22 protein-coding genes are annotated in these 22,309 nt (G+C 59.9%); 8 read left to right on the forward strand and 14 right to left on the reverse strand.

Annotated features, from left to right (window positions below):
- The first annotated feature begins 63 nt into the window (after positions 1–63).
- The 4 genes from OE750_RS12810 to OE750_RS12825 all read left to right on the forward strand — a co-directional run bounded on the left by OE750_RS12810 (position 64) and on the right by OE750_RS12825 (position 3,767).
- A complete protein-coding gene (locus tag OE750_RS12810; RefSeq protein ID WP_263764639.1) occupies positions 64–1,128 on the forward strand; it encodes an ABC transporter permease in 1,065 nt (354 codons plus the stop codon).
- The gene (locus OE750_RS12815; RefSeq protein ID WP_263764640.1) at positions 1,121–2,092 is read left to right on the forward strand and encodes an ABC transporter permease; all 972 of its coding nucleotides are present in this window, start codon (positions 1,121–1,123) and stop codon (positions 2,090–2,092) included. Before OE750_RS12810 ends, OE750_RS12815 begins: the two co-directional genes overlap by 8 nt.
- A gap of 7 nt (positions 2,093–2,099) precedes the next feature.
- Positions 2,100–2,456 carry a cupin domain-containing protein gene (locus tag OE750_RS12820; protein ID WP_263764641.1) on the forward strand — a complete coding sequence of 119 codons (357 nt, stop codon included), beginning with the start codon at positions 2,100–2,102 and terminating at the stop codon, positions 2,454–2,456.
- A gap of 228 nt (positions 2,457–2,684) precedes the next feature.
- The gene (locus OE750_RS12825) at positions 2,685–3,767 is read left to right on the forward strand and encodes a YeeE/YedE family protein (RefSeq protein WP_263764642.1); all 1,083 of its coding nucleotides are present in this window, start codon (positions 2,685–2,687) and stop codon (positions 3,765–3,767) included.
- Here OE750_RS12825 and OE750_RS12830 read toward each other — a convergent pair.
- From OE750_RS12830 to OE750_RS12860, 7 genes are all read right to left on the reverse strand, one after another.
- Complete coding sequence (locus OE750_RS12830; protein ID WP_263764643.1) at positions 3,703–4,989, reverse strand: DUF3422 family protein; 1,287 nt, start codon at positions 4,987–4,989, stop codon at positions 3,703–3,705. The genes OE750_RS12825 and OE750_RS12830 overlap by 65 nt on opposite strands.
- 127 nt (positions 4,990–5,116) lie before the next feature.
- Positions 5,117–5,602, reverse strand: coding sequence for a flavodoxin family protein (locus tag OE750_RS12835; protein ID WP_263764644.1), 486 nt, complete (start codon positions 5,600–5,602; stop codon positions 5,117–5,119).
- A gap of 93 nt (positions 5,603–5,695) precedes the next feature.
- Positions 5,696–7,129, reverse strand: a complete 1,434-nt coding sequence (locus OE750_RS12840) for an NAD(P)(+) transhydrogenase (Re/Si-specific) subunit beta (RefSeq protein ID WP_263764645.1) — start codon at positions 7,127–7,129, stop codon at positions 5,696–5,698.
- Between the two features lie 12 nt (positions 7,130–7,141).
- Positions 7,142–8,713, reverse strand: a complete 1,572-nt coding sequence (locus OE750_RS12845; protein ID WP_263764647.1) for a Re/Si-specific NAD(P)(+) transhydrogenase subunit alpha — start codon at positions 8,711–8,713, stop codon at positions 7,142–7,144.
- A gap of 154 nt (positions 8,714–8,867) precedes the next feature.
- Positions 8,868–9,314 (reverse strand): methyltransferase family protein, encoded by a 447-nt coding sequence (locus OE750_RS12850; protein ID WP_263764696.1) that lies wholly within the window; start codon positions 9,312–9,314, stop codon positions 8,868–8,870.
- Positions 9,314–9,736, reverse strand: coding sequence for a rhodanese-like domain-containing protein (locus OE750_RS12855; protein WP_263764648.1), 423 nt, complete (start codon positions 9,734–9,736; stop codon positions 9,314–9,316). The genes OE750_RS12850 and OE750_RS12855 overlap by 1 nt, the downstream gene beginning before the upstream one ends.
- Entirely contained in the window at positions 9,727–10,677 is a 951-nt protein-coding gene (locus tag OE750_RS12860) for an MBL fold metallo-hydrolase (RefSeq protein ID WP_263764649.1), read from the reverse strand. The genes OE750_RS12855 and OE750_RS12860 overlap by 10 nt, the downstream gene beginning before the upstream one ends.
- 159 nt (positions 10,678–10,836) lie before the next feature.
- On the opposite strand from OE750_RS12860, the gene kynU reads away from it, so the two are divergent.
- On the forward strand, positions 10,837–12,030 hold the full coding sequence (gene kynU / locus OE750_RS12865) for a kynureninase (RefSeq protein ID WP_263764650.1): 1,194 nt from the start codon (positions 10,837–10,839) through the stop codon (positions 12,028–12,030).
- Positions 12,031–12,192: 162 nt separating this feature from the next.
- Here kynU and OE750_RS12870 read toward each other — a convergent pair whose 3' ends face one another.
- The 5 genes from OE750_RS12870 to OE750_RS12890 form a co-directional block, all read right to left on the reverse strand.
- A complete protein-coding gene (locus OE750_RS12870; RefSeq protein ID WP_263764651.1) occupies positions 12,193–12,990 on the reverse strand; it encodes a gamma-glutamyl-gamma-aminobutyrate hydrolase family protein in 798 nt (265 codons plus the stop codon).
- Positions 12,991–13,102: 112 nt separating this feature from the next.
- Positions 13,103–13,663, reverse strand: a complete 561-nt coding sequence (locus OE750_RS12875) for a sarcosine oxidase subunit gamma (protein ID WP_263764652.1) — start codon at positions 13,661–13,663, stop codon at positions 13,103–13,105.
- Positions 13,656–16,673 (reverse strand): sarcosine oxidase subunit alpha family protein, encoded by a 3,018-nt coding sequence (locus OE750_RS12880; protein WP_263764653.1) that lies wholly within the window; start codon positions 16,671–16,673, stop codon positions 13,656–13,658. Before OE750_RS12880 ends, OE750_RS12875 begins: the two co-directional genes overlap by 8 nt.
- Positions 16,670–16,999 carry a sarcosine oxidase subunit delta gene (locus tag OE750_RS12885; RefSeq protein ID WP_263764654.1) on the reverse strand — a complete coding sequence of 110 codons (330 nt, stop codon included), beginning with the start codon at positions 16,997–16,999 and terminating at the stop codon, positions 16,670–16,672. The genes OE750_RS12880 and OE750_RS12885 overlap by 4 nt, the downstream gene beginning before the upstream one ends.
- A 12-nt stretch (positions 17,000–17,011) precedes the next feature.
- Positions 17,012–18,259 (reverse strand): sarcosine oxidase subunit beta family protein, encoded by a 1,248-nt coding sequence (locus tag OE750_RS12890; protein ID WP_263764655.1) that lies wholly within the window; start codon positions 18,257–18,259, stop codon positions 17,012–17,014.
- A 158-nt stretch (positions 18,260–18,417) separates the two neighbouring features.
- On the opposite strand from OE750_RS12890, the gene ccmI reads away from it, so the two are divergent.
- The 3 genes from ccmI to OE750_RS12905 are packed head-to-tail and all read left to right on the forward strand — an operon-like array spanning position 18,418 to position 20,364.
- Positions 18,418–19,653: a c-type cytochrome biogenesis protein CcmI gene (ccmI, locus tag OE750_RS12895; RefSeq protein WP_263764656.1), complete on the forward strand. Its 1,236-nt coding sequence runs from the start codon at positions 18,418–18,420 to the stop codon at positions 19,651–19,653.
- Positions 19,650–20,135 (forward strand): Holliday junction resolvase RuvX, encoded by a 486-nt coding sequence (ruvX, locus tag OE750_RS12900; protein ID WP_263764657.1) that lies wholly within the window; start codon positions 19,650–19,652, stop codon positions 20,133–20,135. The genes ccmI and ruvX overlap by 4 nt, the downstream gene beginning before the upstream one ends.
- Complete coding sequence (locus tag OE750_RS12905) at positions 20,125–20,364, forward strand: DUF1289 domain-containing protein (RefSeq protein WP_263764658.1); 240 nt, start codon at positions 20,125–20,127, stop codon at positions 20,362–20,364. The genes ruvX and OE750_RS12905 overlap by 11 nt, the downstream gene beginning before the upstream one ends.
- 365 nt (positions 20,365–20,729) lie before the next feature.
- Here OE750_RS12905 and OE750_RS12910 read toward each other — a convergent pair whose 3' ends face one another.
- Both OE750_RS12910 and OE750_RS12915 read right to left on the reverse strand, forming a co-directional pair.
- Positions 20,730–21,494, reverse strand: coding sequence for a hypothetical protein (locus OE750_RS12910; protein ID WP_263764659.1), 765 nt, complete (start codon positions 21,492–21,494; stop codon positions 20,730–20,732).
- A complete protein-coding gene (locus OE750_RS12915; protein WP_263764660.1) occupies positions 21,491–22,309 on the reverse strand; it encodes a sulfite exporter TauE/SafE family protein in 819 nt (272 codons plus the stop codon). The genes OE750_RS12910 and OE750_RS12915 overlap by 4 nt, the downstream gene beginning before the upstream one ends.

Genomic DNA, 22,309 nt, shown 5'->3' on the forward strand with positions numbered 1-22,309 from the left:
TCCAGAGCTGTCCCTCGCGCCGCTCCTTTCATAAACAAGATCCATAACCCAAGGCACTCCTTCATGCTGACATACACAATCCGTCGCTTGATCCTCTCCGTTCCGGTGCTTTTGTTTATTGCTCTTATTATCTTCATGCTCCTGCAACTCGCGCCCGGCGATCCTATGGCGCAGGTTCCGCTGACAGTTCCGCCCGAAGTAAAAGAAAAGATGCGCGAGGCGCTCGGCCTCGGCGCGCCCTGGTATGTCCAGTTCTGGAAATGGCTGGTGCAGATGCTCTGGATCGAGCCAAAGGTCTTCCTTGACTGGCTCACCACTTCAAGCGCCTGGTTCAGCTGGCTGCCCGACACCAATGTCTATACCGCCTGTGGTGCGGGCGTCGAAGGCCCCTGCGATCTGCGCGTGATCAGTTGGCAGACCCGCTCTCCCGTCATGGACATCGTTATCCAGCGTTTGCCCCAAACTCTCTGGGTTGTCGGCCTCGCCTATGTGGTGGCCTTCTTCATCGCCATTCCCATCGGCATCTACTCCGCTTACAAGCAATATTCGGCCTTCGATCAGACAGGCACATTCATCACCATGATCGGCTTTTCGGTTCCGCCGTTTTTCACAGGCCCGCTGCTCATCGTAATCTTCTCGGTCTACCTCGGCTGGTTCCCCTCGATCTATGACACGACCCATACCATCAACAATTGGGACGACCTCGTGATCCAGATCAAACAGATGATCATGCCGGTGATGGTGCTCGCGCTCCAGATCACGGCGCAAATCAGCCGCTTTATGCGGGCCTCGATGCTCGACAACCTCAAGCAAGACTATGTCCGCACCGCCCGCGCCAAGGGCCTTCCCGAGCGGGTTGTTGTGCTCGTCCACGTTCTACGCAACTCATTGATCGCCGTCGTGACCGTGATCGCCCTCGCCATTCCAGGCATCTTCGGTGGCTCGATTATCACAGAGCGGGTCTTCAAGGTGAACGGCATCGGTGACCTGTTGATCGGCTCTCTCTTTGCTTCCGACATGCCTATGGTCATGACCCTAACCTTCATCTTTGCATTCCTGATCGTCATGGCGAATATCATCGCCGATGTGCTCTACGGCGTGCTTGACCCGAGAATCCGCTATGACTGATGAAATTCAGGCCATCGAGGCCCTGCAAGACAACCAGCCGCTCAAGCCGCACCGCTCCCAATGGAGCGAGGTCTGGCTGCAATTCCGCCAACACAAAGGCGCGATGATCGGCGGGGGCTTCCTTCTGTTCATCACCCTCGCGGTGGTGGTCGGCCCCATCCTCTGGGATGTCGATCCCGGTAAGCTCGACATCCGCTCCAAAAACATCCGCCCGATCTACACCGCGCTCTGGAATAGTGAGGCCAAAGTCGACTGGGCACATCCCTTCGGCTCCGACAACCTCGGCCGCGACTATCTGGCAAACATGCTCGCAGGCGGGCGCACCTCTATGGCCGTTGGCTGGGCCGCCATGTTGCTCTCGCTGTTTCTCGGCGCCGCCATCGGCGTTCTCGCGGGCTACTTCAAACACCTCGATGGTATGCTCATGCGCCTGACAGACCTGTTCCTTTCCCTGCCGATCCTGCCTCTGCTTCTGGTCGCGGTCACATTGTTCCGCCAGCCCCTCAGAGTAATCTTCGGTACCCCCGAAATGGGTATGTTCGTGCTCATCGTCAGCGTCATCGGCATCACCTCTTGGATGCATACCGCCCGTATCGTGCGCGGCGATGTCCTTGCCCTCAAAGAGCGTGAGTTCGTTCTCGCCGCACGTTCCGCAGGCACAACCTCGCGTGGCATCATCCTGCGTCACCTTCTGCCCAACGTCATCTCACCCATCGTGGTCTCGGCAACCTTCGGCCTCGCCACAGCAATCATCACAGAAAGTTCGCTTTCCTTCCTCGGCGTCGGCTTCCCGTCCGATTTCCCCACATGGGGCAAAATGCTGGCCGATGGCGTCATGCGGATGACAGAATACCCCGAGCTTGTCATGCTCCCGGGAATCGCCATCTCGCTCACGGTTCTTGCCGTTAACTTCCTCGGTGACGGCCTGCGTGATGCGCTCGATCCCCGCATCAGGGGCCGCTGAGACACGCATGAAAGCCATTAACCTCACTGACAAGCTGGCTCGGTTCGCAAGCCACTGGGATCCTCACGTTGTCGCGGACTATAACGACAACGATGTGATGGTCGTGAAAATCAAGGGTGAGTATCCGTTTCACAAGCACGACACGACGGATGACTTTTTCTTCGTCCTTGAGGGCGAGATCATCATCGACATCGAGGACCAGCCTTCCCACACCGTCAAGGCGGGCGAGCTCTTTGTTATCCCCAAAGGCGTGGTTCACAGGCCACGCGCTGCCGAGGAAGCCAAAGTGCTTCTGATCGAGCCCAAGGGCGAGCCTAACTCAGGCGATTCTGATCGCGAAGCCTCGCCCAAACCGCGCCTCTAAGAAGCTTTTGGCCCGAACCCCGAAATAAAAACGCGCGTCCTACATAGGGACGCGCGTTTGTTCTTTTGTTCTATACGGCCCTCCACGCCGGAACGGGCAATCCGCACCGCCAACAGCGTAGAAAAATCCTCCTCCCTCTGAAGCCTGCTGCGGGCGCCCCTGCCCTTGCCCAAAAGCTCAAACCCGTTCACCCAAGGGCCAACACACCCGCTCAACAGGAGACGCGCCATGTTTGAATCCTTCGGTTTCGAGAGCCTGACACCCGTTCAGGCAAGCCTTTACCTCGCCCTCGCCCTCGGCGTAGCCTTCGGTGTTCTGGCCGAAATCACGCGTTTCTGCCTGCGCCGCGCCCTCGTAAGCGCCGATCAATCAGAGCGCCGCGCAGCCGGTGGGGTCTGGCTCATGGCGCTTACAGTGGCGCTCATCGGCACACAAGCAGGTGTCTCTGCCGGGCTGATCAACTTTGATGCCCACAGGTTCCTCGCCTCCGATCTTCCCGTGCTGGCCATCGTCCTTGGCGGTCTCGCCTTCGGCGCGGGCATGGTGCTCACACGCGGCTGCGCCTCACGCCTCGCGGTTCTTACGGGCTCGGGCAACCTGCGCGCCGGCTTTGTGCTCGTGCTCTTTGCCATTGCCGCCCACGCAACCCTCAAAGGTGTGTTGGCTCCTCTCTCTGCTGCTCTGGCCAGCGTCACACTGCCTTTGGGCAGCTTCACCTCCCTTGCCGCGCTTCCGGGTGGTGCATTGCCCTATACCGGCGGGCTCGCGCTGACTTTCTTCGCCCTCGCGCTGCGCTCGGGTGCAAGCTGGCGCAACCTCGCCCTGGCCGTGCTCATCGGCCTCATCGTGCCCGCGGCATGGCTCGGCACAGGCTATGTCCTATATGATGAATTTGATCCCATCGTGGCCGAAAGCCTCAGCCTCACCGCGCCCGCCACAGCGACACTCTTCTGGGCAATCGCCAGCACCTCGATCGCACCGGGCTTCGGCGTCGGTATCGTTGGCGGCATCCTCGCAGGCGCAGCCGTTTCGGCCCTTGCCTTCAAGCGCTTCGCTTGGGTCAGCTTCGAGAGCCCTGCTCAAACAGGCCGCTACACGCTCGGCGCAATTCTCATGGGGGTTGGCGGTGTGCTTGCAGGCGGTTGCACCTTGGGCGCGGGCCTTTCAGGCATCCCGACCTTGGGTTTCTCCGCCTTCCTCGCTCTCGCCGCCATCATCGCGGGCGCAAAAATCGCTGGCCGCGTGCTCAATGAAAGCGGTTCCGGATCCGTCGCACAGCCATCCACACAAGCCCTACAACCGGCAGAGTAACCAACGCGCTCACCATCCCTTTGTCGAGACCCGCAAGGCTCTTGGCAAAGGGGTAGGCCGCATAGCTCACCAAATTCACCGCATAATAACTGATCGCCACAACAGACAGCCCCTCAACAGTTTGCTGCAAGCGCAGCTGCAAATCCGCGCGCTTGTTCATGCTCTCAAGTAATGCACTGCTCTGTGCCGAGCGCTCCACTTCAACGCGCGTGCGTAAAAGCTCCCCTGCCCGCATTGCCCTGTCAGCCATTGCACTCAACCTTGCGCGCGTTGCGGCAACGGTGCGCATAGCAGGGTCATAGCGGCGCATCATAAACTCCCCGAACGTCTGGCGCCCGTTGATCCGCGTCTCGCGCAAAACCGAAATTCGCTCATGAACCAGCGCCTCATAGGCCTGTGTTGCCCCGAAGCGAAACGAAGCCGCCGCCGATAGCGCCTCAAGCTCCGCAGAAACCGTAAGCAATTCATCCAGAGTCGCCTCCGCAGGCGTCTCGGAAAGGGTCATATCTTCCATCAACCCCGAGAGCTGCCTGTCAAATCTGGCAAGCTCACCCCCAAGGCTGCGCACCCGCGCAAACCCAAGCATTGAAAGCGTCTTGTAGGTCTCGATTTCGCAGAGCCGCTGCACAATCCGCCCTGTGCGTTGCGGCCCCGTTCCGTTGGATACAAACACCGCAAATCGCATGTGCCCCGCTGAATCGATATGAAAATCCCCCGCAATCACCGCCGCCTCATCAAGCACATAAGACACAGCCATGCTCTCGGGCGCAAACCACCCTGCAAGCGCTTCATGCAGCTCGCTGCGCGCCTCGGGCAACGGCACAACCCGCAGCATGGCACTCGTCACCCGCTCCATGTTCGCCGCGGCCAGCCAGTCTTCGGGGAACACATCAAAATCAGCCCCGTCAAACGCACGGTCAGACGCACCCGCTGAAAAGGCGGTATAGGTCACAAACTCGGTATGGCTCTCCCATTTCAGCATATGCCGCCCGATCTGGCCGGAATAATGCGTGGCACGCGGTGCAGGATGCGCAGCGCCGAAACGGTCCAACAACGCGCAAAGATGCTCAAGGTCCGCCACACGGTTGCGCCCTGCCGCATCCCGCTTGGGCCTCAGCGCGACAAAAACCGCCGTTGAAGGCGTTTCGATACGTGGAAAAGGCCGCGCATGCAGCTCGTTGGCCAGCTCGTATCTTAGCGGATGGTCTTGCAAAGCCGTCATGGGGCGCACTCCTGTGTTCCCTGCACCCTAACGCGCACGCGCCATAAGTAAACGTGCAATTTGTCGCAAAATCAGTGAGTTAGCGGAATGCAACCGTATACAATCACGCGCCACTGCCTCCGCGCCATCAGAACAGGCCCATACCCAGCCCCGCGCCAAGCGCTTGTCCCAGTTCGCGGCAAGGCGCAAGTTCCCCCGCGCTCAAGTGCTTTTCGGCCAAAATCTCTTCTGCGGTTTGCGCCTTGGTGCAGAGGATGAGCGGTTGCTGCACCTCCTTCAGCCGCCAGCCCTTGGCAATCCGGGCAAGTTGCCGCGCCGCACCCTCCCCGTCCGAGCCTGCGCAAATCATCTGTGCATAGGCCCGCCCCTCGATCTTTCCGAGAACGGGATAGTAACAGCGGTCAAAAAATTCCTTCATCTCGCCCGAAAGCGCCGCAAGGTTTTCCGGCCCGCAAAAGAGATATCCCCCCGCCGCGAGCACATCATCAGGCTCCGCCTCGCGTGCCCGCATCAGCCGCGCCTCGCCTTCCTCGCACGCACCGGCAAGGGCAGCCTCGGCCATCTGCCGGCTGCCATTCGTGCGGGTATGATAGATAATCAGAAGGCGGCTCATGCCCTCATGCTAACCGCTCCTGCGCGCGCTTGAAACCCAAAGAAAAAGGGCGCCCCTCTCAAGGCGCCCTCCTTACTCTCAAAGCCCGAAGGATCAGTCGATCATCGGCAACAGCTTGTCCAGACTTGCCTTCGCATCTCCATAGAACATCCGCGTATTCTCCTTAAAGAACAACGGGTTCTCGATACCCGAATAGCCCGTGCCCTGCCCCCGTTTGGAGACAAACACCTGCTTGGCTTTCCAGCACTCAAGCACCGGCATACCGGCAATCGGGCTGTTCGGATCGTCCTGCGCCGCAGGGTTCACGATGTCATTGGAGCCAATCACGATGGCCACATCCGTGCTCGGGAAGTCCTCGTTAATCTCGTCCATTTCCATCACGATGTCATAAGGCACTTTCGCTTCGGCAAGCAGCACGTTCATATGCCCCGGCAAACGCCCCGCAACAGGGTGAATGGCAAAGCGCACATTCTTGCCCTTCGCGCGCAGTTTACGCACCAGCTCGGCAACACCCGCCTGCGCCTGTGCCACAGCCATGCCATAGCCGGGGATGATGATAACGCTGTCCGCTTCATTCAGAGCTGTCGCAACACCTTCCGCTTCAATGGCAATCTGCTCGCCTTCCACAGCCATCTGCTCACCCGCAGGGCCGCCAAAGCCACCAAGGATCACCGAAATGAACGAACGGTTCATCGCCTTACACATGATGTAACTCAGGATAGCACCAGACGAGCCAACCAGCGCGCCAACCACGATCAACAGATCGTTGCCGAGACTAAAGCCGATCGCCGCCGCAGCCCAACCTGAATAGGAGTTGAGCATCGACACAACCACTGGCATGTCCGCGCCACCGATCCCTGTGATCAGGTGATAGCCGATAAACAGCGCCGCCAGCGTCATGATGAAGAGCGGCATGAAGCCACCGGTGTTGAAATACCAGATCAACGTCAGCACAGAAATACCAGCCGCCGCAGCGTTCAGCATATGCCCGCCTGGCAGCTTCTTGGCCGCGCTGTCTACCTTGCCCGCAAGCTTTCCATAAGCAATCACCGAGCCGGTGAATGTCACCGCACCGATGAACACGCCGAGGAAAAGCTCGACCCGCAGAATAGCGATTTCAACACCGCTCTTGTGCGCCAAGAGGCCAGCAAAGCCCTCAAGCGCCTCGCGTGCTGTTGCGTCCATAGCCAATACGCGGCCCAGTTCGATATGGGCGATATATCCCACAAAGACAGCTGCCAAACCAACGAGCGAGTGCATCGCTGCCACAAGCTCGGGCATCTGCGTCATCTGCACTTTGGTGGCCAGTTGGTAGCCGATGGCCCCGCCTGCCGCGATCATCAGGATCGAGAGGAACCAATAGCCGGCACCGGGGCCGACAAGCGTTGCAGCAACGGCCAGAGCCATCCCCGCAATGCCGTACCAAACCGCACGCTTCGCACTTTCCTGCCCCGAAAGGCCGCCCAGCGAGAGGATGAAAAGAACCGCCGCGACAACATAAGCCGCTGTTGTAAAACCGAATTCCATAATCCGCCCCCCTTAAGATTTCTGGAACATGGCAAGCATGCGCCGTGTGACGAGGAACCCGCCGAAAATATTGATACCCGTCATAAAGACAGAGACCGCTGCCAGAAGAATGACAAGGAACGACCCCGAGCCAATCTGCATAAGCGCGCCCAGAATGATGATCGAGGAGATTGCATTGGTCACCGCCATGAGCGGCGTGTGCAGGCTGTGTGCCACACCCCAGATCACCTGGAAGCCGACAAAAACCGCCAGAACAAAGACGATAAAGTGCTGCATAAAGCTCGCAGGTGCGACAAGTCCAACCCCCAGCAAAAGAACCGCGCCAATGGCAAGCAATGTCACCTGACTCTTGGTCTGTGCCTTAAACGCAGCCACTTCCGCGGCGCGCTTTTCCTCGGGCGTCAGCTCTTTCACTTCAGCCTTGGGCTTGGCCGCAATCGCGGCCACTTTGGGCGGCGGCGGCGGGAACGTAATCTCCTTCTCGAAGGTCACAGTCGCACCGCGGATCACATCATCTTCCATATTATGGTTGATCTGCCCGTCCTTCTCAGGCGTCAGATCGGTCATCATGTGGCGGATGTTCGTCGCATAAAGGTTAGACGCCTGCGTTGCCATACGGCTCGGGAAATCGGTGTAGCCGATGATGGTCACGCCATTGTCGGTCACGATCTTCTCGTCCATGACAGTCAGTTTGCAGTTGCCACCCTTCTCCGCCGCGAGGTCGACAATAACAGAACCGGGCTTCATCGCCTTGACCATGTCTTCGGTCCAAAGCTCGGGTGCCTCACGGTTCGGAATAAGCGCCGTGGTGATCACGATATCCATCTCGGGCGCAAGCTCACGGAACTTCGCCAACTGAGCTTCGCGAAACTCGGGGGATGAGACAGCCGCATAACCGCCCGTTGCCGCGCCGTCCGCCTGATCTTCCTCAAAGTCGAGGTAAACAAACTGCGCCCCCATTGATTCGACCTGCTCCGCCACTTCGGGGCGCACGTCAAAGGCGTAGGTCACAGCGCCCAAAGAGGTTGACGTACCGATCGCGGCAAGGCCCGCAACACCTGCCCCCACAACCAGAACCTTCGCAGGAGGCACCTTGCCTGCCGCCGTGATCTGGCCGGTGAAGAAGCGGCCAAAGTTGTTGCCGGCCTCAATAACCGCACGGTAGCCCGCAATATTGGCCATGGAAGACAGCGCATCCATTTTCTGCGCGCGGCTGATCCGTGGGACCATTTCCATCGCAATCACATTCGCGCCCTTGGTCTTGGCCGCCTTCATGCCCGCGTCGTTTGCCGCCGGATTGAAGAATGAAATCAGCGTCTTACCCGCCTTGAGGTATTTCAGCTCTTCGGCTTCGGGCTGGCGCACCTTGGCGATGATATCGGCATCTTTCCAAAGGGTGGCGGCAGATTTTTTCACGCTCACGCCCGCGGCCTTATAGTCCGCATCCGAATATCCCGCGCCCGCCCCCGCGCCTGTTTCGATCATGCACTCGTAGCCGAGCTTTTGCAGATCAAGTGCCGAAGCTGGCGTCATTGCCACACGGGCCTCGCCTGCAAACACTTCTTTTGGTGTCCCGATTATCAAATTCGCATCCCCTCTAGTTTACGCGTCTGTCTGTTTGCTATCTTCATGGGGAAATATTATTGCGCAATCCCCTGAAGATGCTTTTGTAAAAGTTCGCAGTGAAATCAATGCCGCATCGCGGCATCTTTGTCAAAGCTTCGTTCCAGAGCCGGTCTCATAGCCATCGCCGCGTCTCTTTCTCATACTCGTGAAAGGCTTTTGGAAAGGCCTTTCTCAGTTTGTCTTCCTCGCCCTCGATAAACCGCCAGCTCACCAGCCACATGAACACAGGCACGAGCAAAAGCGAAGGGATTGCACTCCAATAAAGCGCAAATCCCGCAAGAACCAGTGCATCTCCAAGGTAAATCGGGTTGCGGCTCAACATAAACACGCCCCCCGTCACCAGCGCATGTGGCTCCCACCGTGGCACAATCGTGGTGTGATGGCGATACATCTGCCAAACCGCCGCCAGCATCAGGGCCAGCCCCGTGCCGATCAGCGCAAAGCCGAACGGCGCTGTCGGAAAGGTCAGCGCCAGCCCAAGCGGCACAAACGCCGATTGCAGCCACGCCAGCACGATAAACCCGACAAGCCAGACAGGCGGAAGATCAACCCATTGCATCACGGCTTATAGGCCGCCGTTTCTTGCCAGCCCAGATAGCCCGATTGCAACACAAGCACATTGTCGCGCCCCATAAGGCGCGCGGCAAACGTGGCCTGCGCGCTCAACGAGCCGGTGTTGCAATACAATATCACCATGCCGGTTTCGGGCAATTCCGCGAGCCGCGCAGGAATCTCGCGCCACTCGATATTCTGCGCCCCTTCTATGTGGCCTCCGGCATACTGCTCTGCATCCCGCGTATCGATAAAACGCGCCGCAGCAAAGACATCCGCATCAATCTGCTGGGGCAGGATAATCCCCTGCTCGTAGGTGGCAAAGTCCATGTAGCCCTGCACAGCTTCGGCCACAGCCTCATCTTGCGCAAATGCTGGCCCCGCCACAATGGCGAGGCCAAAAAGGACAGCCTTAAAGCTCACTCCCATTCCATTTCCTCGAACACCCGTCCCGCGTTTTTCGTGGCAAGCTCCTCGAACGTGTCGAGCATCTCCCAGTTGGACTGGTCCACGTAATACGCCCCGCCAAGGTCACCGCCCTCATCGATATGCGCGCCGATCTTCTCGCGCAGATCAACAAGGTAGTCACGCGTAAAGCGGCGCACTTGCGCAAGGTTGGTGGGGTGGCCGTGACCGGGGATAAGGTAAGTCGGGTTCAATGGCTCGAGCTTGGTCTCCCAGGTTTCGATCCAGCAGCTTGTGCAGGTATCGCCGAAAATCGGCGGCATCCGCTCGTGAAAGGCAATATCGCCCGCAATCATAGTGTTCCACTCGGGAATCCAGACCTGCGTGTCACCCGGCCCGTGGGCCGGCCCGAGGTGCAGTATCTCGAATTTCACGCCGCCAAGCTCGTAATCGTATTTGTCCGAAAAGCTGAGGTTCGGAACGGCAATGCGCGTGCCTTCGGCCTTGTCACCGTTGTAGCCCTTCATCCCCTCAAGGATGAAATGCCCGTTTTCCTCAACCTCGTGAATCGCATCATCATGAGCAAGGATATCAACGCCCTGATCGGCCCAATAAGAGTTGCCAAGCACAGCATGGCCCTGCCCGTTCTCATTGATCACGAGCTTCACAGGCTGGTCGGTGATCAGCTTGATCTCGTCATGCAGCGCCTTGGCCAGACGCGCCGAGGCACCGCCGTTCACCACGACAACCCCCTCAGGTGTCACAACAAAGCTCAGGTTGTTGTTATGGCCCGAGTTTTCATAGGTCGGCGGAGCCGTCGCCCCGATCGCCGAAAAGACATGCGGAACAAATTCCACCGGCTTTGAATAAAGCTCGCTCTGCGGATACTGGTCGGCAATATCCTCGCTCGCAATAGCCGCTCCGGCCACCAGAGTCGCCGCAAGAATGCTCGTAAATCTCAACATGTTTTCCCCCTCCAGGTCTTGTTTCGCACAGCATACACATTCACTCGAGCGAATGTCTAACGCAATTCTTCAACCACCCGCTCACTGGCCTTGCAATCTTGCAGATCGCAATATATTTTAAGCCTAAAGTAAATAGCGCCCGAGATCAAAGGACAGCCCATGACCGACTTTACCGCGACAAAAGCCATGTTCCATATCCCGGAAGGGATGATCTATCTCGATGGCAACTCGCTTGGCCCCCTGCCCAAATCCGCCCCCGCGCGGGTGGCAAAGGCAATGACGGATGAATGGGGGGAAATGCTCATCACCGGCTGGAACAAAGCAGGCTGGATGGCCAAAGCCACCAAGGTGGGTGACCGTGTGGCAAAGCTCATCGGCGCTGAAGCGGGCCATGTGGTTATGGGCGATACGCTCTCGATCAAGGTGTACCAAGCCCTCGCCTCGGCGCTGGAACTGCGCCCCGACCGCAAAGTCATCCTGTCCGACAGCGGCAACTTTCCCTCCGATCTCTACATGGCCGAGGGCCTCATTGCCTCGCTCAAACAAGGCCATGAACTGCGCGTGGTTGCGCCAGAAGATGTCGAAGCCAACATCACCGAAGAGGTCGCAGTGACACTGATCACCGAAGTCGACTACCGCACAGGCCGCCTGCACGATATGAAAGCCCTCACCGCCAAAGCGCATAGCGTGGGCGCATTGGCAATCTGGGATCTGGCCCACAGCGCAGGCGCAACCGACGTGAAGCTCGCCGAAGCCGGGGCCGACTTCGCCGTGGGCTGCACCTATAAATACCTCAACGGCGGCCCCGGCGCGCCGGCCTTCATCTATGTCGCCCCAAAACACGCCGAAGTGGTGCGCCCCGCCCTCTCGGGGTGGCTCGGCCATGAAGCCCCCTTCGCTTTCGATCTCAGCTACCGCGCAGGGGCCGGCATCGAGCGCATGCGCGTCGGCACACCGCCCATTCTTGCGCTGGCCTCGCTTGAAGCCGCGCTCGACGCCTGGGATGATGTGAACATGGGTGATCTGCGCACCCGCTCGCAAGACCTGACCCAGCTGTTTCTGGAGGAAGTCGAGCGCCGCTGCCCAATGCTCGAGCTGGCCTCGCCACGTGATGCAGACGCCCGCGGCAGCCAGATCTCTTTCCGCTTTGATCAGGGTTACGCCGCAATGCAAGCCCTCATCGCGCGCGGCGTCATCGGTGACTTCCGCGCCCCTGATATCATGCGTTTCGGATTTACGCCGCTGTTTATCGACAAAAGCGATGTCCTGCGCGCGGCTGACGTGATTGAAGAGGTTATGACAGGCAAGCTCTGGGACAGGCCCGAGTATCATGCGCGTGCGGCGGTAACATAAAGCTGTGGCCTGATTTCGAATTTTTCCTTCGGAAAAATCCGACCATTGCGAGGGGGCCAGCCCCCTCGCGCTCCCCCAAGCTGTTTGCCAAGCAAACGCGCAGACCGATAGAGCGCACTTATTGCGCGGAATCGGTTGGATATTTAGAGCAAGAAAAAAGGGTTAAGCAGAGTAGAGCTGCGACTGTTGCTCTTTTTGCGCAGCCCAGTCACGTGCGGCGGCGCCGAAGGCCTCGAACAGCGGGCGCGAGACAGGGTCGTTGGCCGCGTTCCACTCGGGGTGCCATTGCACCGAATAGGTAAAGCCCTTGGCGTCTTTGATGTAGATCGCCTCGGGCGTGCCATCCGGGGCATGTCCTTCGATCACCACGCGCGGCCCTGCCTTGCTGATGCCCTGGCCGTGGAGCGTGTTTGTCATCACCGCCTCTGCGCCGAGCAATTTGTGAAAGCGCCCGCCACTCTTAAAGCGGACTTCGTGGCGTAGCTCGAACTTTTCCTCCAGCGTGCCCTCGGGCGGCATCCGGTGATTGCTCCGCCCCGGCAAGTCGCGGATCTCGGGGTGGAGGGTTGAGCCAAAGGCCACCGCCACTTCCTGAAAGCCACGACAGATGCCGAAAAACGGCTGGCCGCGCGCAGCACAGGCCCGCACCAGAGGCAGCACGATGGCGTCACGCGCGCGATCAAACTCGCCATGCGCTTCGGTTTCGGCTTCGCCATATTCCTCGGGGTGCACATTGGGCCGCCCGCCGGTGAGCAGGAAGCCATCACAGGTTTCCATCAGCTCTTCCACGCTCACAAAGCGCGGATCGGCCGCAATGAGCAGTGGCAAGCAACCCGAGACCGTGGCCACAGCTTCAGTGTTCATCACCCCGCCCCCGTGGGTCATGTAAGTCTCGTTAATCAGGTGCTGGTTGCCGATAATGCCCACAACAGGGCGGCGCTTGACTGGTTCATGTTTCATAAGCGCATTGGTAATACGCCTTTTGGCTTAAGAAAAGCCTCTCGCGCAGCAAAATATAAAAGGCCCCCGCACATGGCGAGGGCCCTGCGCAAAAAATAGGCGCCTCTAAGGCTTAATACACGCCCACTTCACTGCCGGACTGCGCCGCCACCGAAAGCACATCAAACATATACTGTGCCCCCGAGCGGAAGCAGACCACAGTAAAGGCATCAGGCCCGTGCATCCAGAAGGCCGCCGCCACCTGGGCAATCCGCGTGCGGCGGATTTCACCTGTCTGGAACGTCCCCATATCAACAGGCGCAAGCTTGCCGATCACTTCACGCGCATGCTTGCCAGCCACGGTAAACACCGCCCGCGCATCCGAGACATTCTCGGCCATAAAGTGCTGGCCTTTCAGAGCCTTGGAGAGCTTTTCAACAGCCGCCGCAGCCTCGGCGTGCGGCACCATCACCAATATCTCGTCGGGGCTCATCCAGGCGAGGCCACTCTCACCCGTCACGTTACAGCCGCGCTGTGAAGGCATCTCGACACCGCTCACAGCCTTCAACGCAGCTTTCACCTTGCTTGCGGACAGATCACCGCGAAAGCTGATCATGCCTCTGAGGCCCGCATCTTCCACATGGGCAATCCCGTCAAACTTCGCGTTGGGCAATGCGCTTCTTGCTTCAGACATTTTGCTTCTCCCCCTCAGGGTCATAGAAAACAGCGCTCACAACCTTGGCGCTATAGCTCTTGCCGTCGGTTCCCGGAAACTCGACTGTCTCGCCCATCCTGTCAGGCCCCTTATGCAACAGGCCCATGGCAATCCCCTTGCCCAAGGTGGGCGAATAATAAGTAGAGGTCACGCGCCCTTCAACATTGCGCTGGCCGTTGGCGTTTGTGCCCTCCGAGACAGCATAGGCCCCGTCAGGGATCACCGATCCATCGACTGTCTCAAGCCCGACAAGTTGCCAGCGCTCGGGGTTGGCCATAAACTCACGCTCCTGCGCGCGCTTGCCGAGGAAGTCTTCCTTCTTTTTCGAAATCGCCCAGTGAAGGCCCAAGTCCTGCGGAATAATCGTCCCGTCAGTCTCGTCGCCAATCATGATAAAGCCCTTCTCGGCGCGCATCACGTGCATCGCCTCGGTGCCGTAAGGGGTGGCATCATACTCGGCCCCCGCCTCGAACAGCGCATCCCAAAGGGCGGCCCCCTGCGAGGCCGGCACGGCAATCTCGTAAGACAACTCGCCCGCAAAAGAGATACGGAAGATACGCGCATCAAAGCCGCCAAGCTTACCGCTCGTATACTCCATAAAGCCAAGCGCCTCTTTGGACACGTCCACGCCACCAAGCTTTTCAAGCACCTTACGCGAGTTCGGCCCGACAACACCGATCTGCGCCCATTGCTCGGTCGCATTGGTCACATAGACCTGCCAGTCCCACCATTCGGTCTGAAGCCACTCTTCCATATGGCCGTGAATGCGCTCGGCCCCCCCTGTGGTGGTGTGGCACAGGAACGTCTCCTCATCGAGCCGCACAACCACGCCGTCATCAGACAGGAAGCCGTTTTCAGAACACATAAGCCCATAGCGGCACTTCCCCGGTTTCAGGCTGCTCATCATATTGGTGTAGAGCATATCCAGAAACTTGCCCGCATCAGGGCCCTTCACGATCAGCTTGCCCAGCGTTGACGCATCAAGCAAACCAAGGCTCGCACGCGTCGCCAGTATCTCGCGGTTCACGGCCTCATGCACGCTCTCCTCACCGCGAGGGTAGGCATAGGGCCGCCGCCATTGGCCGACAGGCTCAAAGGTTGCATTATGCGCCTCGTGCCACGCGTGCATCGGTGTGCGCCGCAGAGGTTGGAAGACCTCGCCACGCGCCTCGCCCCCAATCGCGCCCATCGAAATCGGCGTATACGGCGGGCGGAAGGTCGTTGTTCCCGTGTCGGGAATAGCTTGGCCCAAACTTTCGGAAAGCACAGCAAGCCCGTTGATGTTGCTCAGCTTGCCTTGGTCCGTCGCCATGCCGAGCGTGGTGTAACGCTTGGTGTGCTCGACACTCTCGTAACCCTCGCGCGCCGCAAGCTGCACGTCAGAGACTTTCACATCATTCTGATAATCGAGCCAGGCTTTCATGCGCAGCTTTGGCCCCGCGCCCTGCGGCATCATCCAGACAGGCTCAAGCGGCGCTTCTGCCGCCTGATCAAACATCGGCAAGCTCACATCAACAGGCGTCAGCCCCAAAGCCTCGACAGCCTTGCGCCCCGCATGGTCCGCATCGGCCAGACCTACGCCCATATCCATCACACCATTGGCCGCACCGGCAGGCACAACAAAGCCCTCGCCGGACGCCCCCAAAGGCGGGCGCGTCTCGTCGGGGCGGAACATCGCGTGCTCCTCATCCCAGACAAGCTTGCCGCCGCAATGGCTCCAGAGGTGCACAACAGGCGACCAGCCACCAGACATGGCCACCGCGTCACAGGCGATTTCTTCAAGAACACCGCCTTCACCCGCCTGCGCACAAATCTTCACCGATTTCACACGCTTGCCGCCCGTCACCTTGGCAATCGCCTTGCCGTTCTCAATACGGATGCCTTGCGCGCGCGCCTCATCGGCAATCGCCCCGCCGCCAGCGGCGCGGGCATCAATGATCACAGGCACATCAAGGCCAACGGCCTTCACAGCGAGCGCGGTTTTGTAAGCATCGTCATTGTTGGTCACAACAACCACACGATCCCCCGCGCTCACGCCATAATCAGCGATATAATCGCGCAGCGCCCCCGCCAGCATCACACCGGGGATGTCGTTGCCCGCAAAGCTCAAAGGCCGCTCGATTGCGCCTGTCGCGGTGATAATCTGCCCCGCACGAATACGCCAAAGCCTGTGGCGTGGCCCCGCCACCTTCGGCGCATGGTCACGCAGGCGCTCATAGCCAAGCAGATAACCGTGGTCATAAACCCCTGCGCCCATCATCCGTGTGCGCAGCGTGACATTCTCCATGCCCTCAAGCTCGGCCACAAGGGCTGCGATGTAGTCCGCCACAGGCGCCCCATCCAGCTCGCCCCCATCCACAGAGGCGCGGCCGCCCCAATGCGGATCCTGCTCCATCAGAAGCACTTTCGCGCCCGACAAAGCCGCCGTCTTGGCCGCCTGCAAGCCCGCAAGCCCGCCGCCGATCACAACAATATCGGCAAAGAAATAGAAGTGCTCATATGTGTCCGCGTCGCGCGTTTCCTTGTCTGGTGCGCGGCCAAGGCCCGCAGACTGGCGCACAATCGGCTCGTAAATATGCTTCCACGCAAACCGCGGGAAGAGAAATGTCTTGTAATAAAACCCTGCAGGCAAGAACCGTGCGAGCGCGTTGTTCACAACACCCACGTCAAACTCGAGGCTCGGCCAGTGGTTCTGGCTGCCCGCTTTGAGGCCCTCAAACAGCTCGGTCGTGGTGGCGCGCTGGTTGGGCTCGAATTTGCTGCCCTCGCCCATGTTCATCAATGCGTTCGGCTCTTCCGCGCCCGAGGCCACAACCCCGCGGGGGCGGTGATACTTGAACGAGCGCCCCATCATCATCTGGTCATTCGCCAGAAGGGCCGAGGCCAATGTGTCGCCCTCAAACCCCTTCAGGCTCTTGCCGTTGAAGCTGAATGTCACGGGCTTGCTGCGGTCAATCCGCGCGCCGCCTTTGGCCAGACGTGTGCTCATGAGAAATTCCTCCAGCTCCACCCCGGCCGCTTGGCGCTCAGGATGTCCTTAATCTCTTTGGGCGGCTCCAGCGTCTGTGCGCTGTAGCTCCCGAAAACTTCCAAAGTCATGGTGCAACGTGCCACATGAAACCACTTGCCGCAGCCGTTCACATGCCGCCAGCGCTCCAGATGCACCCCCTTGGGGTTCTCGCGCATGAAAAGATATGTCTCGAAATCCGCATCAGACGAGCCCGGCCCAAAGCGCTTCAAATGCGCCTCGCCCCCGCCATGAAACTCCGTCTCTTCGCCTTTGACCCCACAGTATGGGCATTCAAGGATAAGCATCTCATATCCTCCTTAGTGAGCCACGCCAGCGGCCACAGATTCATCAATAAACCGGCCTTCAATAAACCGTTCCATACCAAACTCGGCGCTCAGCGGCCCCGGCTCGCCCTTGGCGATCAGCTCGGCCGTGGCCCAGCCGCCGCCCGGAATGGCCTTGAAGCCCCCCGTGCCCCAGCCCGCGTTGATAAAGCAGTTGCCCAGAGGCGTCTTGCCAATCACAGGCGAGCGGTCCCCCGTCACATCCACAATCCCGCCCCACTGGCGCAGCATCTTGAGGCGGCTCACCATCGGGAAGGTCTCGACAAGCGCACGCACCGTTTCCTCGATGTGGTGGAAGCTGCCGCGCTGCGTGTAATTGTTATACCCGTCGGTGCCGCCGCCGATGACCATCTCGCCCTTGTCGGACTGGCTCATATAGCCGTGCACCGTGTTGGCCATGACAACCACATCCATACAAGGCTTGATCGGCTCGCTCACAAGTGCCTGAAGCGCGACAGATTCCATCGGCAGCCTGAAGCCCGCCATATTGGCCAGCGCGCCCGAGTTGCCCGCAACAACAAGCCCCAGCTTGTCACAGTCAATCGCGCCCTTTGAGGTCTCGACACCCGTGACCTTACCGCCCGATGAGCGCACACCCGTCACTTCGCACTGCTGGATAATGTCCATGCCCATGTCGGAACACGCCCGCGCATAGCCCCAGGCCACCGCATCGTGACGCGCCGTGCCGCCGCGCGCCTGATACAAGCCGCCCAGCACAGGATAGCGTGGCCCGTTGGTGTCGATAATCGGCACAAGCTCTTTCACCCGCGCCGCGTTGATATATTCGGTCTGTACCCCCTGAAGCATATTCGCATGGGCCGTGCGCTTGTAGCCGCGCACCTCATGCTCGGTCTGCGCCAGCATGATCACACCGCGCGGGGAGAACATGACGTTATAGTTCAAATCCTGCGAAAGGGTCTCGTAAAGCGAGCGCGCCTTCTCGTACAAAGCCGCCGAGGGGTCTTGCAGATAGTTGGAGCGGATAATCGTCGTGTTGCGCCCCGTGTTGCCGCCACCCAGCCAGCCTTTCTCAAGGATCGCCACATTGGTGATGCCGAAGTTTTTGCCCAGATAAAAGGCTGTCGCAAGCCCGTGGCCGCCCGCGCCGACGATAATCACATCGTATTTCTTCTTCGGCTGCGGGCTGCGCCAGGCGCGCTCCCAACCGGAGTGAAAGCGTGCCGCCTCGCGCGCCACAGCAAATGCAGAATACCGTCTCATGGCTCGAATCCCATCGTGTTAGATGCTGCACCGTATCTGCCCCAAAGCGGGCCTGCACCCCCCGTTTTTTCCGCCGCAATGCCTCACAATTGCGACATCATCGCTCAGGCCTCCGATTTGCTCTTCCATGCGGCCCGCGCGCAGCCTAAATACGCGGCATGTTGTTCTGGATCATCTCAGCCGCTCTGGCCCTGCTCATTGCCGCTCTCTTCGCTCTTGCGCTTCTGCGCAACCGTGCCGATGAAGAGCACCCCGCCGCCTATGACCTGCGCATCTATCGCGACCAGCTCAAGGAAGTGGAGCGCGATCTTGCCCGCGGCGTGCTCAGCGAAGCCGATGCCGAGCGCATCCGCACCGAAGTCGGCCGCCGCGTCCTGGCCGCCGATGCCCAACTTGCCGTTGCAAATGAAACAGGCAACCAGCCGCGCGCTCTGACAGTGCTCACAGCCGGCCTCGTCGGCCTCTGTCTCGCCGGCGGCGGCTTTGCAATCTACACCAAAATCGGCACACCGGGCCTCTCCGATCTGCCGCACAAAGCCCGCCTCGCCGCGGCGCGCGATATCTATTCAACCCGCGCAACCCAAGACAGCTTCATGGCCCGCGTCCCCGCACCAACACTCCCGCAGCCCGATGAAGACTACGCCGCCCTCGTCCAGCGCCTGCGCGATGCCGTGGCCAGCAAACCCGATGACCTGCAAGGCCAGCAATTCCTCGCCCAAAGCGAAGCCCGCCTTGGCAACTTTTCCGCCGCGCGAGAGGCGCAATCAGCCGTGATCGCCCTCAAGGGCGAAAGCGCTGACGCATCGGACCATGTGACACTGGCGCAAATGTATATCACCGAAGCAGGCGGCTATGTCTCCCCCGAGGCCGAGGCCGCCCTGCGCGCTGCCCTGCGCACCAATCCGCAAAATCAGGTCGCGCGGTATTTCCTCGGCCAGATGTGGCTCCAGAACGACCGCCCCGACCGCGCCTTTGGCCTCTGGTCACAACTTCTCGCCGAAGGCCCCGCCAATGCCCCGTGGATCGCACCCATCCGTGGCTCGATCCAGGACATCGCGTGGCTCGCAGGCGTCGATTATACCCTTCCCGCAGCCGAGAGCAGCGCCGCCCCCCTCGCAGGCCCAACCGCCGAAGATATGGAAAACGCCTCCAACATGAGCGCCGAAGAGCGCCAGGAAATGATCCGCGGCATGGTCGAAAACCTCAACGCGCGCCTCGCCAATGAAGGCGGCACACCTGAAGAATGGTCCCGCCTCCTCGGTGCGCTCGGCGTGCTCGGTGAAACAGATCACGCCCGAGCGGTCTGGACAGAGGCCCAAACCGTCTTTGCCCAAATGCCCGAAGCGCTGGAGCTTGTCCGCCAGGGGGCCGTGCGCGCAGGCGTGGCCGAATGATCTGCGAAACCGCAGAAGATTTCGCCGCTGCCCTACCGGATTTCGGCGCCCTCATGGGCCTTGATCTGGGCGACAAAACCATCGGCCTCGCCGTCTCCGATACATTCCGCAGCTCGGCCTCGCCGCTGCTCACCATCCGCCGCAAAAAGTTCACCCCGGATGCAACAGAAATGCTTGCCCGGGCCTCCGAGCGCAACATCGCAGGCCTCGTGCTGGGTCTGCCACGCAACATGGACGGCTCGGAAGGTGCGCGCTGCCAATCCACCCGCGCCTTCGCGCGCTCGCTCACCCGCCTCACCGACCTGCCCATCACCTATTGGGATGAACGCCTCTCGACAGTGGCCGCCGAACGGGCCCTCATCGAGGCGGATACGTCCCGAAAGCGTCGCGCCGAGGTGATCGACCATGTCGCCGCCTCCTATATCCTGCAAGGGCTGCTCGACAGGTTGAGTCACATGAAAGGCGCGCGCGATGACCGATAATTCTCCCCCCGTCTGGCAAAGGGCCGAAGTTGACAGCCCCTGCATCCAGATCTGCGTGGTTCACCCCGAAACCCGCCTCTGCACAGGCTGTGCGCGCTCGATTGACGAAATCGCACGCTGGTCCCGCATGAGCGTCGAGGAGCGGCAAGCGGTCATGGCCGAACTTCCGGGCCGCACCGCCGCCCCCATAGGCCGCCGCGGCGGCCGCGCCGCCCGCCTCAACCGCTAAGGTCCAAAAGACGCAGACCAACCTGCCTCTTTTTCTTGCTATAAATATCCAAATCCTGCCCCCTCCACAGACTCGCCGCTGAGGATGCGCGCCGAAACCGGACCCTCCCGCCAACGCTGTTTTGCATCGCGTCCAAGCCTCGCTTGAGCGCAACACAAACGCGCCTGTGCCGCTGGCGGAGCGTTTTGGCGAAGCCAAAGCGCAATCCCACATCGCGTCCGCACGCCACCTTAACCTAATTTCGCTTAACTCTTTCCCGTTTTAGCGGTGCACGCGTGGTGTACGCGTGGTGCGCGCAAATCACCCCCCTGGAATCAGCAATTCTTTCTCCCGTTAACCCGCTAAAACGCTGCGGTGATCTCTGCTTAACCCGCCAAAAGCCAGCGCTCCCTATCCGCCAGTTCCGGCCGGAAATAGGCAATCATCCGTGGGCTCTCCTCCGCTCCCCTCCAGGGTGCAACCCCATGCAGTGCAAAGCGGTGCAGAATATAGGCCTCACCAACCTTCGCACGCACCTCAACCCGCTGACATTCCTCAAATATTTCGGCCCGCGTCTCCGTGTAAGCCGCCATCAAATCGACTTCGTGCCAGCGCGCAGGCGGCACATCTTCCAGCTCCCGTTTCAGCATCGCCGCAATCCGCAAATGGCTTCCCTCCCAGACAACCATCGGGCTCTGCGCGCTCTCCGTTAACGGAATGCCAAGCACCCAGGCGTGATACTCCCCCATCCGCCGTTCCCGCGTTTCACCCTCAAGTTTCAACCCGTCCAAATGCGCCGCATCCCGCTTCAACCGATACCGCCCCGCCGCCGCGCTTTCGCCCGCCCTCGGCTTCGGATAACCTGCGTAAACAACCGATAGTTGCGCCGCATGTAGGGGCAAAGCGCCAAACAAACTCATGGCAAACTCATACGCCGCGCCCGCAAGCGGCCCACCGCCCGCCACAGCGCCCGCCGCGTCATTGGGCAACGCATTGACGCCAACAAACCACGTGCCCTCACACTGATGCCAATGCGCATTTTCGGGCGCGTCTACGGCAGACCAAGCCGATTGAAGCCCCTCGCGCACCCAGCGGGCCAAACGGGCATCATAAGGGAATTCAAACCACCCCTTATCGAGATATTTATTCAATACCCCAAAGCCTTACGCAGCATATTTAAGGCAACAAGCACCAGAAATACAGCAAACACCCGTTTCAGCGGCTTCGGGTCCATCGCATGAGCGAGCTTCACCCCGTAAGGAGCTGTAATCATTGTCATTGAAACAATAACAGCAAAGGCCACAAGGTTCACAGCCCCGATCGTAAACGGCGGCGAACCTTCAATGCTCACAAACAAAAAACCGATGACCGCAGGCACCGCAATAATCACCCCGAAGCCCGCCGCGGTCGCCACCGCGCGGTGAATGGGCGTATTGAACAGGCTCATCAGCGGAACGCCAAAACTGCCCCCGCCAATACCCATCAACACCGAAAGAAAACCCACAGAGGGTGACAGCACGGCGCGCCTAAGCCCCTTGGGCATCTCTTGCCCCAGCCGCCACTCACTGCGCCCGAAGCCCATATATAGCCCGATCACAACGCCAAAACAGCCAAAGATCGCCTGCAAGGTCACCGAGCGCAACAAGGACGCCACCAGCATCCCCACAACCGCGCCAAGCGCAATCCCGATGGCCCAGCCACGCAGGATCTCCCAATCGACTGCGCCCTTCTTGTTATGGCTCAGAACCGAACGCACAGAAGTCACCACAATGGTGGCCAACGAAGTCGCCAGACAGATCTGCATGAGCTGTGGCCCGTCATATCCAAGTGTCTGAAACGCATAGAAAAACGCAGGGACAAGCACAATGCCGCCGCCCACACCCAAAAGCCCCGCCAGCACGCCTGCAAAGGCCCCGATGGCCATAAGCATAACGAGCATCTGAATGAGCAAACCTGTCTCTGGCAT

This window comes from Lentibacter sp. XHP0401 (assembly GCF_025751535.1).
Taxonomy (GTDB): Bacteria; Pseudomonadota; Alphaproteobacteria; order Rhodobacterales; family Rhodobacteraceae; genus Lentibacter.

Excerpts from the sequence above, each read along its gene's own strand:
- OE750_RS12810 (WP_263764639.1), top strand. The coding sequence starts at position 64 with ATGCTGACATACACAATCCGTCGCTTGATCCTCTCCGTTCCGGTGCTT.
- OE750_RS12815 (WP_263764640.1), top strand. The coding sequence starts at position 1,121 with ATGACTGATGAAATTCAGGCCATCGAGGCCCTGCAAGACAACCAGCCG.
- OE750_RS12820 (WP_263764641.1), top strand. The coding sequence starts at position 2,100 with ATGAAAGCCATTAACCTCACTGACAAGCTGGCTCGGTTCGCAAGCCAC.
- OE750_RS12825 (WP_263764642.1), top strand. The coding sequence starts at position 2,685 with ATGTTTGAATCCTTCGGTTTCGAGAGCCTGACACCCGTTCAGGCAAGC.
- OE750_RS12830 (WP_263764643.1), bottom strand. The coding sequence starts at position 4,989 with ATGACGGCTTTGCAAGACCATCCGCTAAGATACGAGCTGGCCAACGAG.
- OE750_RS12835 (WP_263764644.1), bottom strand. The coding sequence starts at position 5,602 with ATGAGCCGCCTTCTGATTATCTATCATACCCGCACGAATGGCAGCCGG.
- OE750_RS12840 (WP_263764645.1), bottom strand. The coding sequence starts at position 7,129 with ATGGAATTCGGTTTTACAACAGCGGCTTATGTTGTCGCGGCGGTTCTT.
- OE750_RS12850 (WP_263764696.1), bottom strand. The coding sequence starts at position 9,314 with ATGCAATGGGTTGATCTTCCGCCTGTCTGGCTTGTCGGGTTTATCGTG.
- OE750_RS12855 (WP_263764648.1), bottom strand. The coding sequence starts at position 9,736 with ATGGGAGTGAGCTTTAAGGCTGTCCTTTTTGGCCTCGCCATTGTGGCG.
- OE750_RS12860 (WP_263764649.1), bottom strand. The coding sequence starts at position 10,677 with ATGTTGAGATTTACGAGCATTCTTGCGGCGACTCTGGTGGCCGGAGCG.
- kynU (WP_263764650.1), top strand. The coding sequence starts at position 10,837 with ATGACCGACTTTACCGCGACAAAAGCCATGTTCCATATCCCGGAAGGG.
- OE750_RS12870 (WP_263764651.1), bottom strand. The coding sequence starts at position 12,990 with ATGAAACATGAACCAGTCAAGCGCCGCCCTGTTGTGGGCATTATCGGC.
- OE750_RS12875 (WP_263764652.1), bottom strand. The coding sequence starts at position 13,663 with ATGTCTGAAGCAAGAAGCGCATTGCCCAACGCGAAGTTTGACGGGATT.
- OE750_RS12880 (WP_263764653.1), bottom strand. The coding sequence starts at position 16,673 with ATGAGCACACGTCTGGCCAAAGGCGGCGCGCGGATTGACCGCAGCAAG.
- OE750_RS12885 (WP_263764654.1), bottom strand. The coding sequence starts at position 16,999 with ATGCTTATCCTTGAATGCCCATACTGTGGGGTCAAAGGCGAAGAGACG.
- OE750_RS12890 (WP_263764655.1), bottom strand. The coding sequence starts at position 18,259 with ATGAGACGGTATTCTGCATTTGCTGTGGCGCGCGAGGCGGCACGCTTT.
- ccmI (WP_263764656.1), top strand. The coding sequence starts at position 18,418 with ATGTTGTTCTGGATCATCTCAGCCGCTCTGGCCCTGCTCATTGCCGCT.
- ruvX (WP_263764657.1), top strand. The coding sequence starts at position 19,650 with ATGATCTGCGAAACCGCAGAAGATTTCGCCGCTGCCCTACCGGATTTC.
- OE750_RS12905 (WP_263764658.1), top strand. The coding sequence starts at position 20,125 with ATGACCGATAATTCTCCCCCCGTCTGGCAAAGGGCCGAAGTTGACAGC.
- OE750_RS12915 (WP_263764660.1), bottom strand. The coding sequence starts at position 22,309 with ATGCCAGAGACAGGTTTGCTCATTCAGATGCTCGTTATGCTTATGGCC.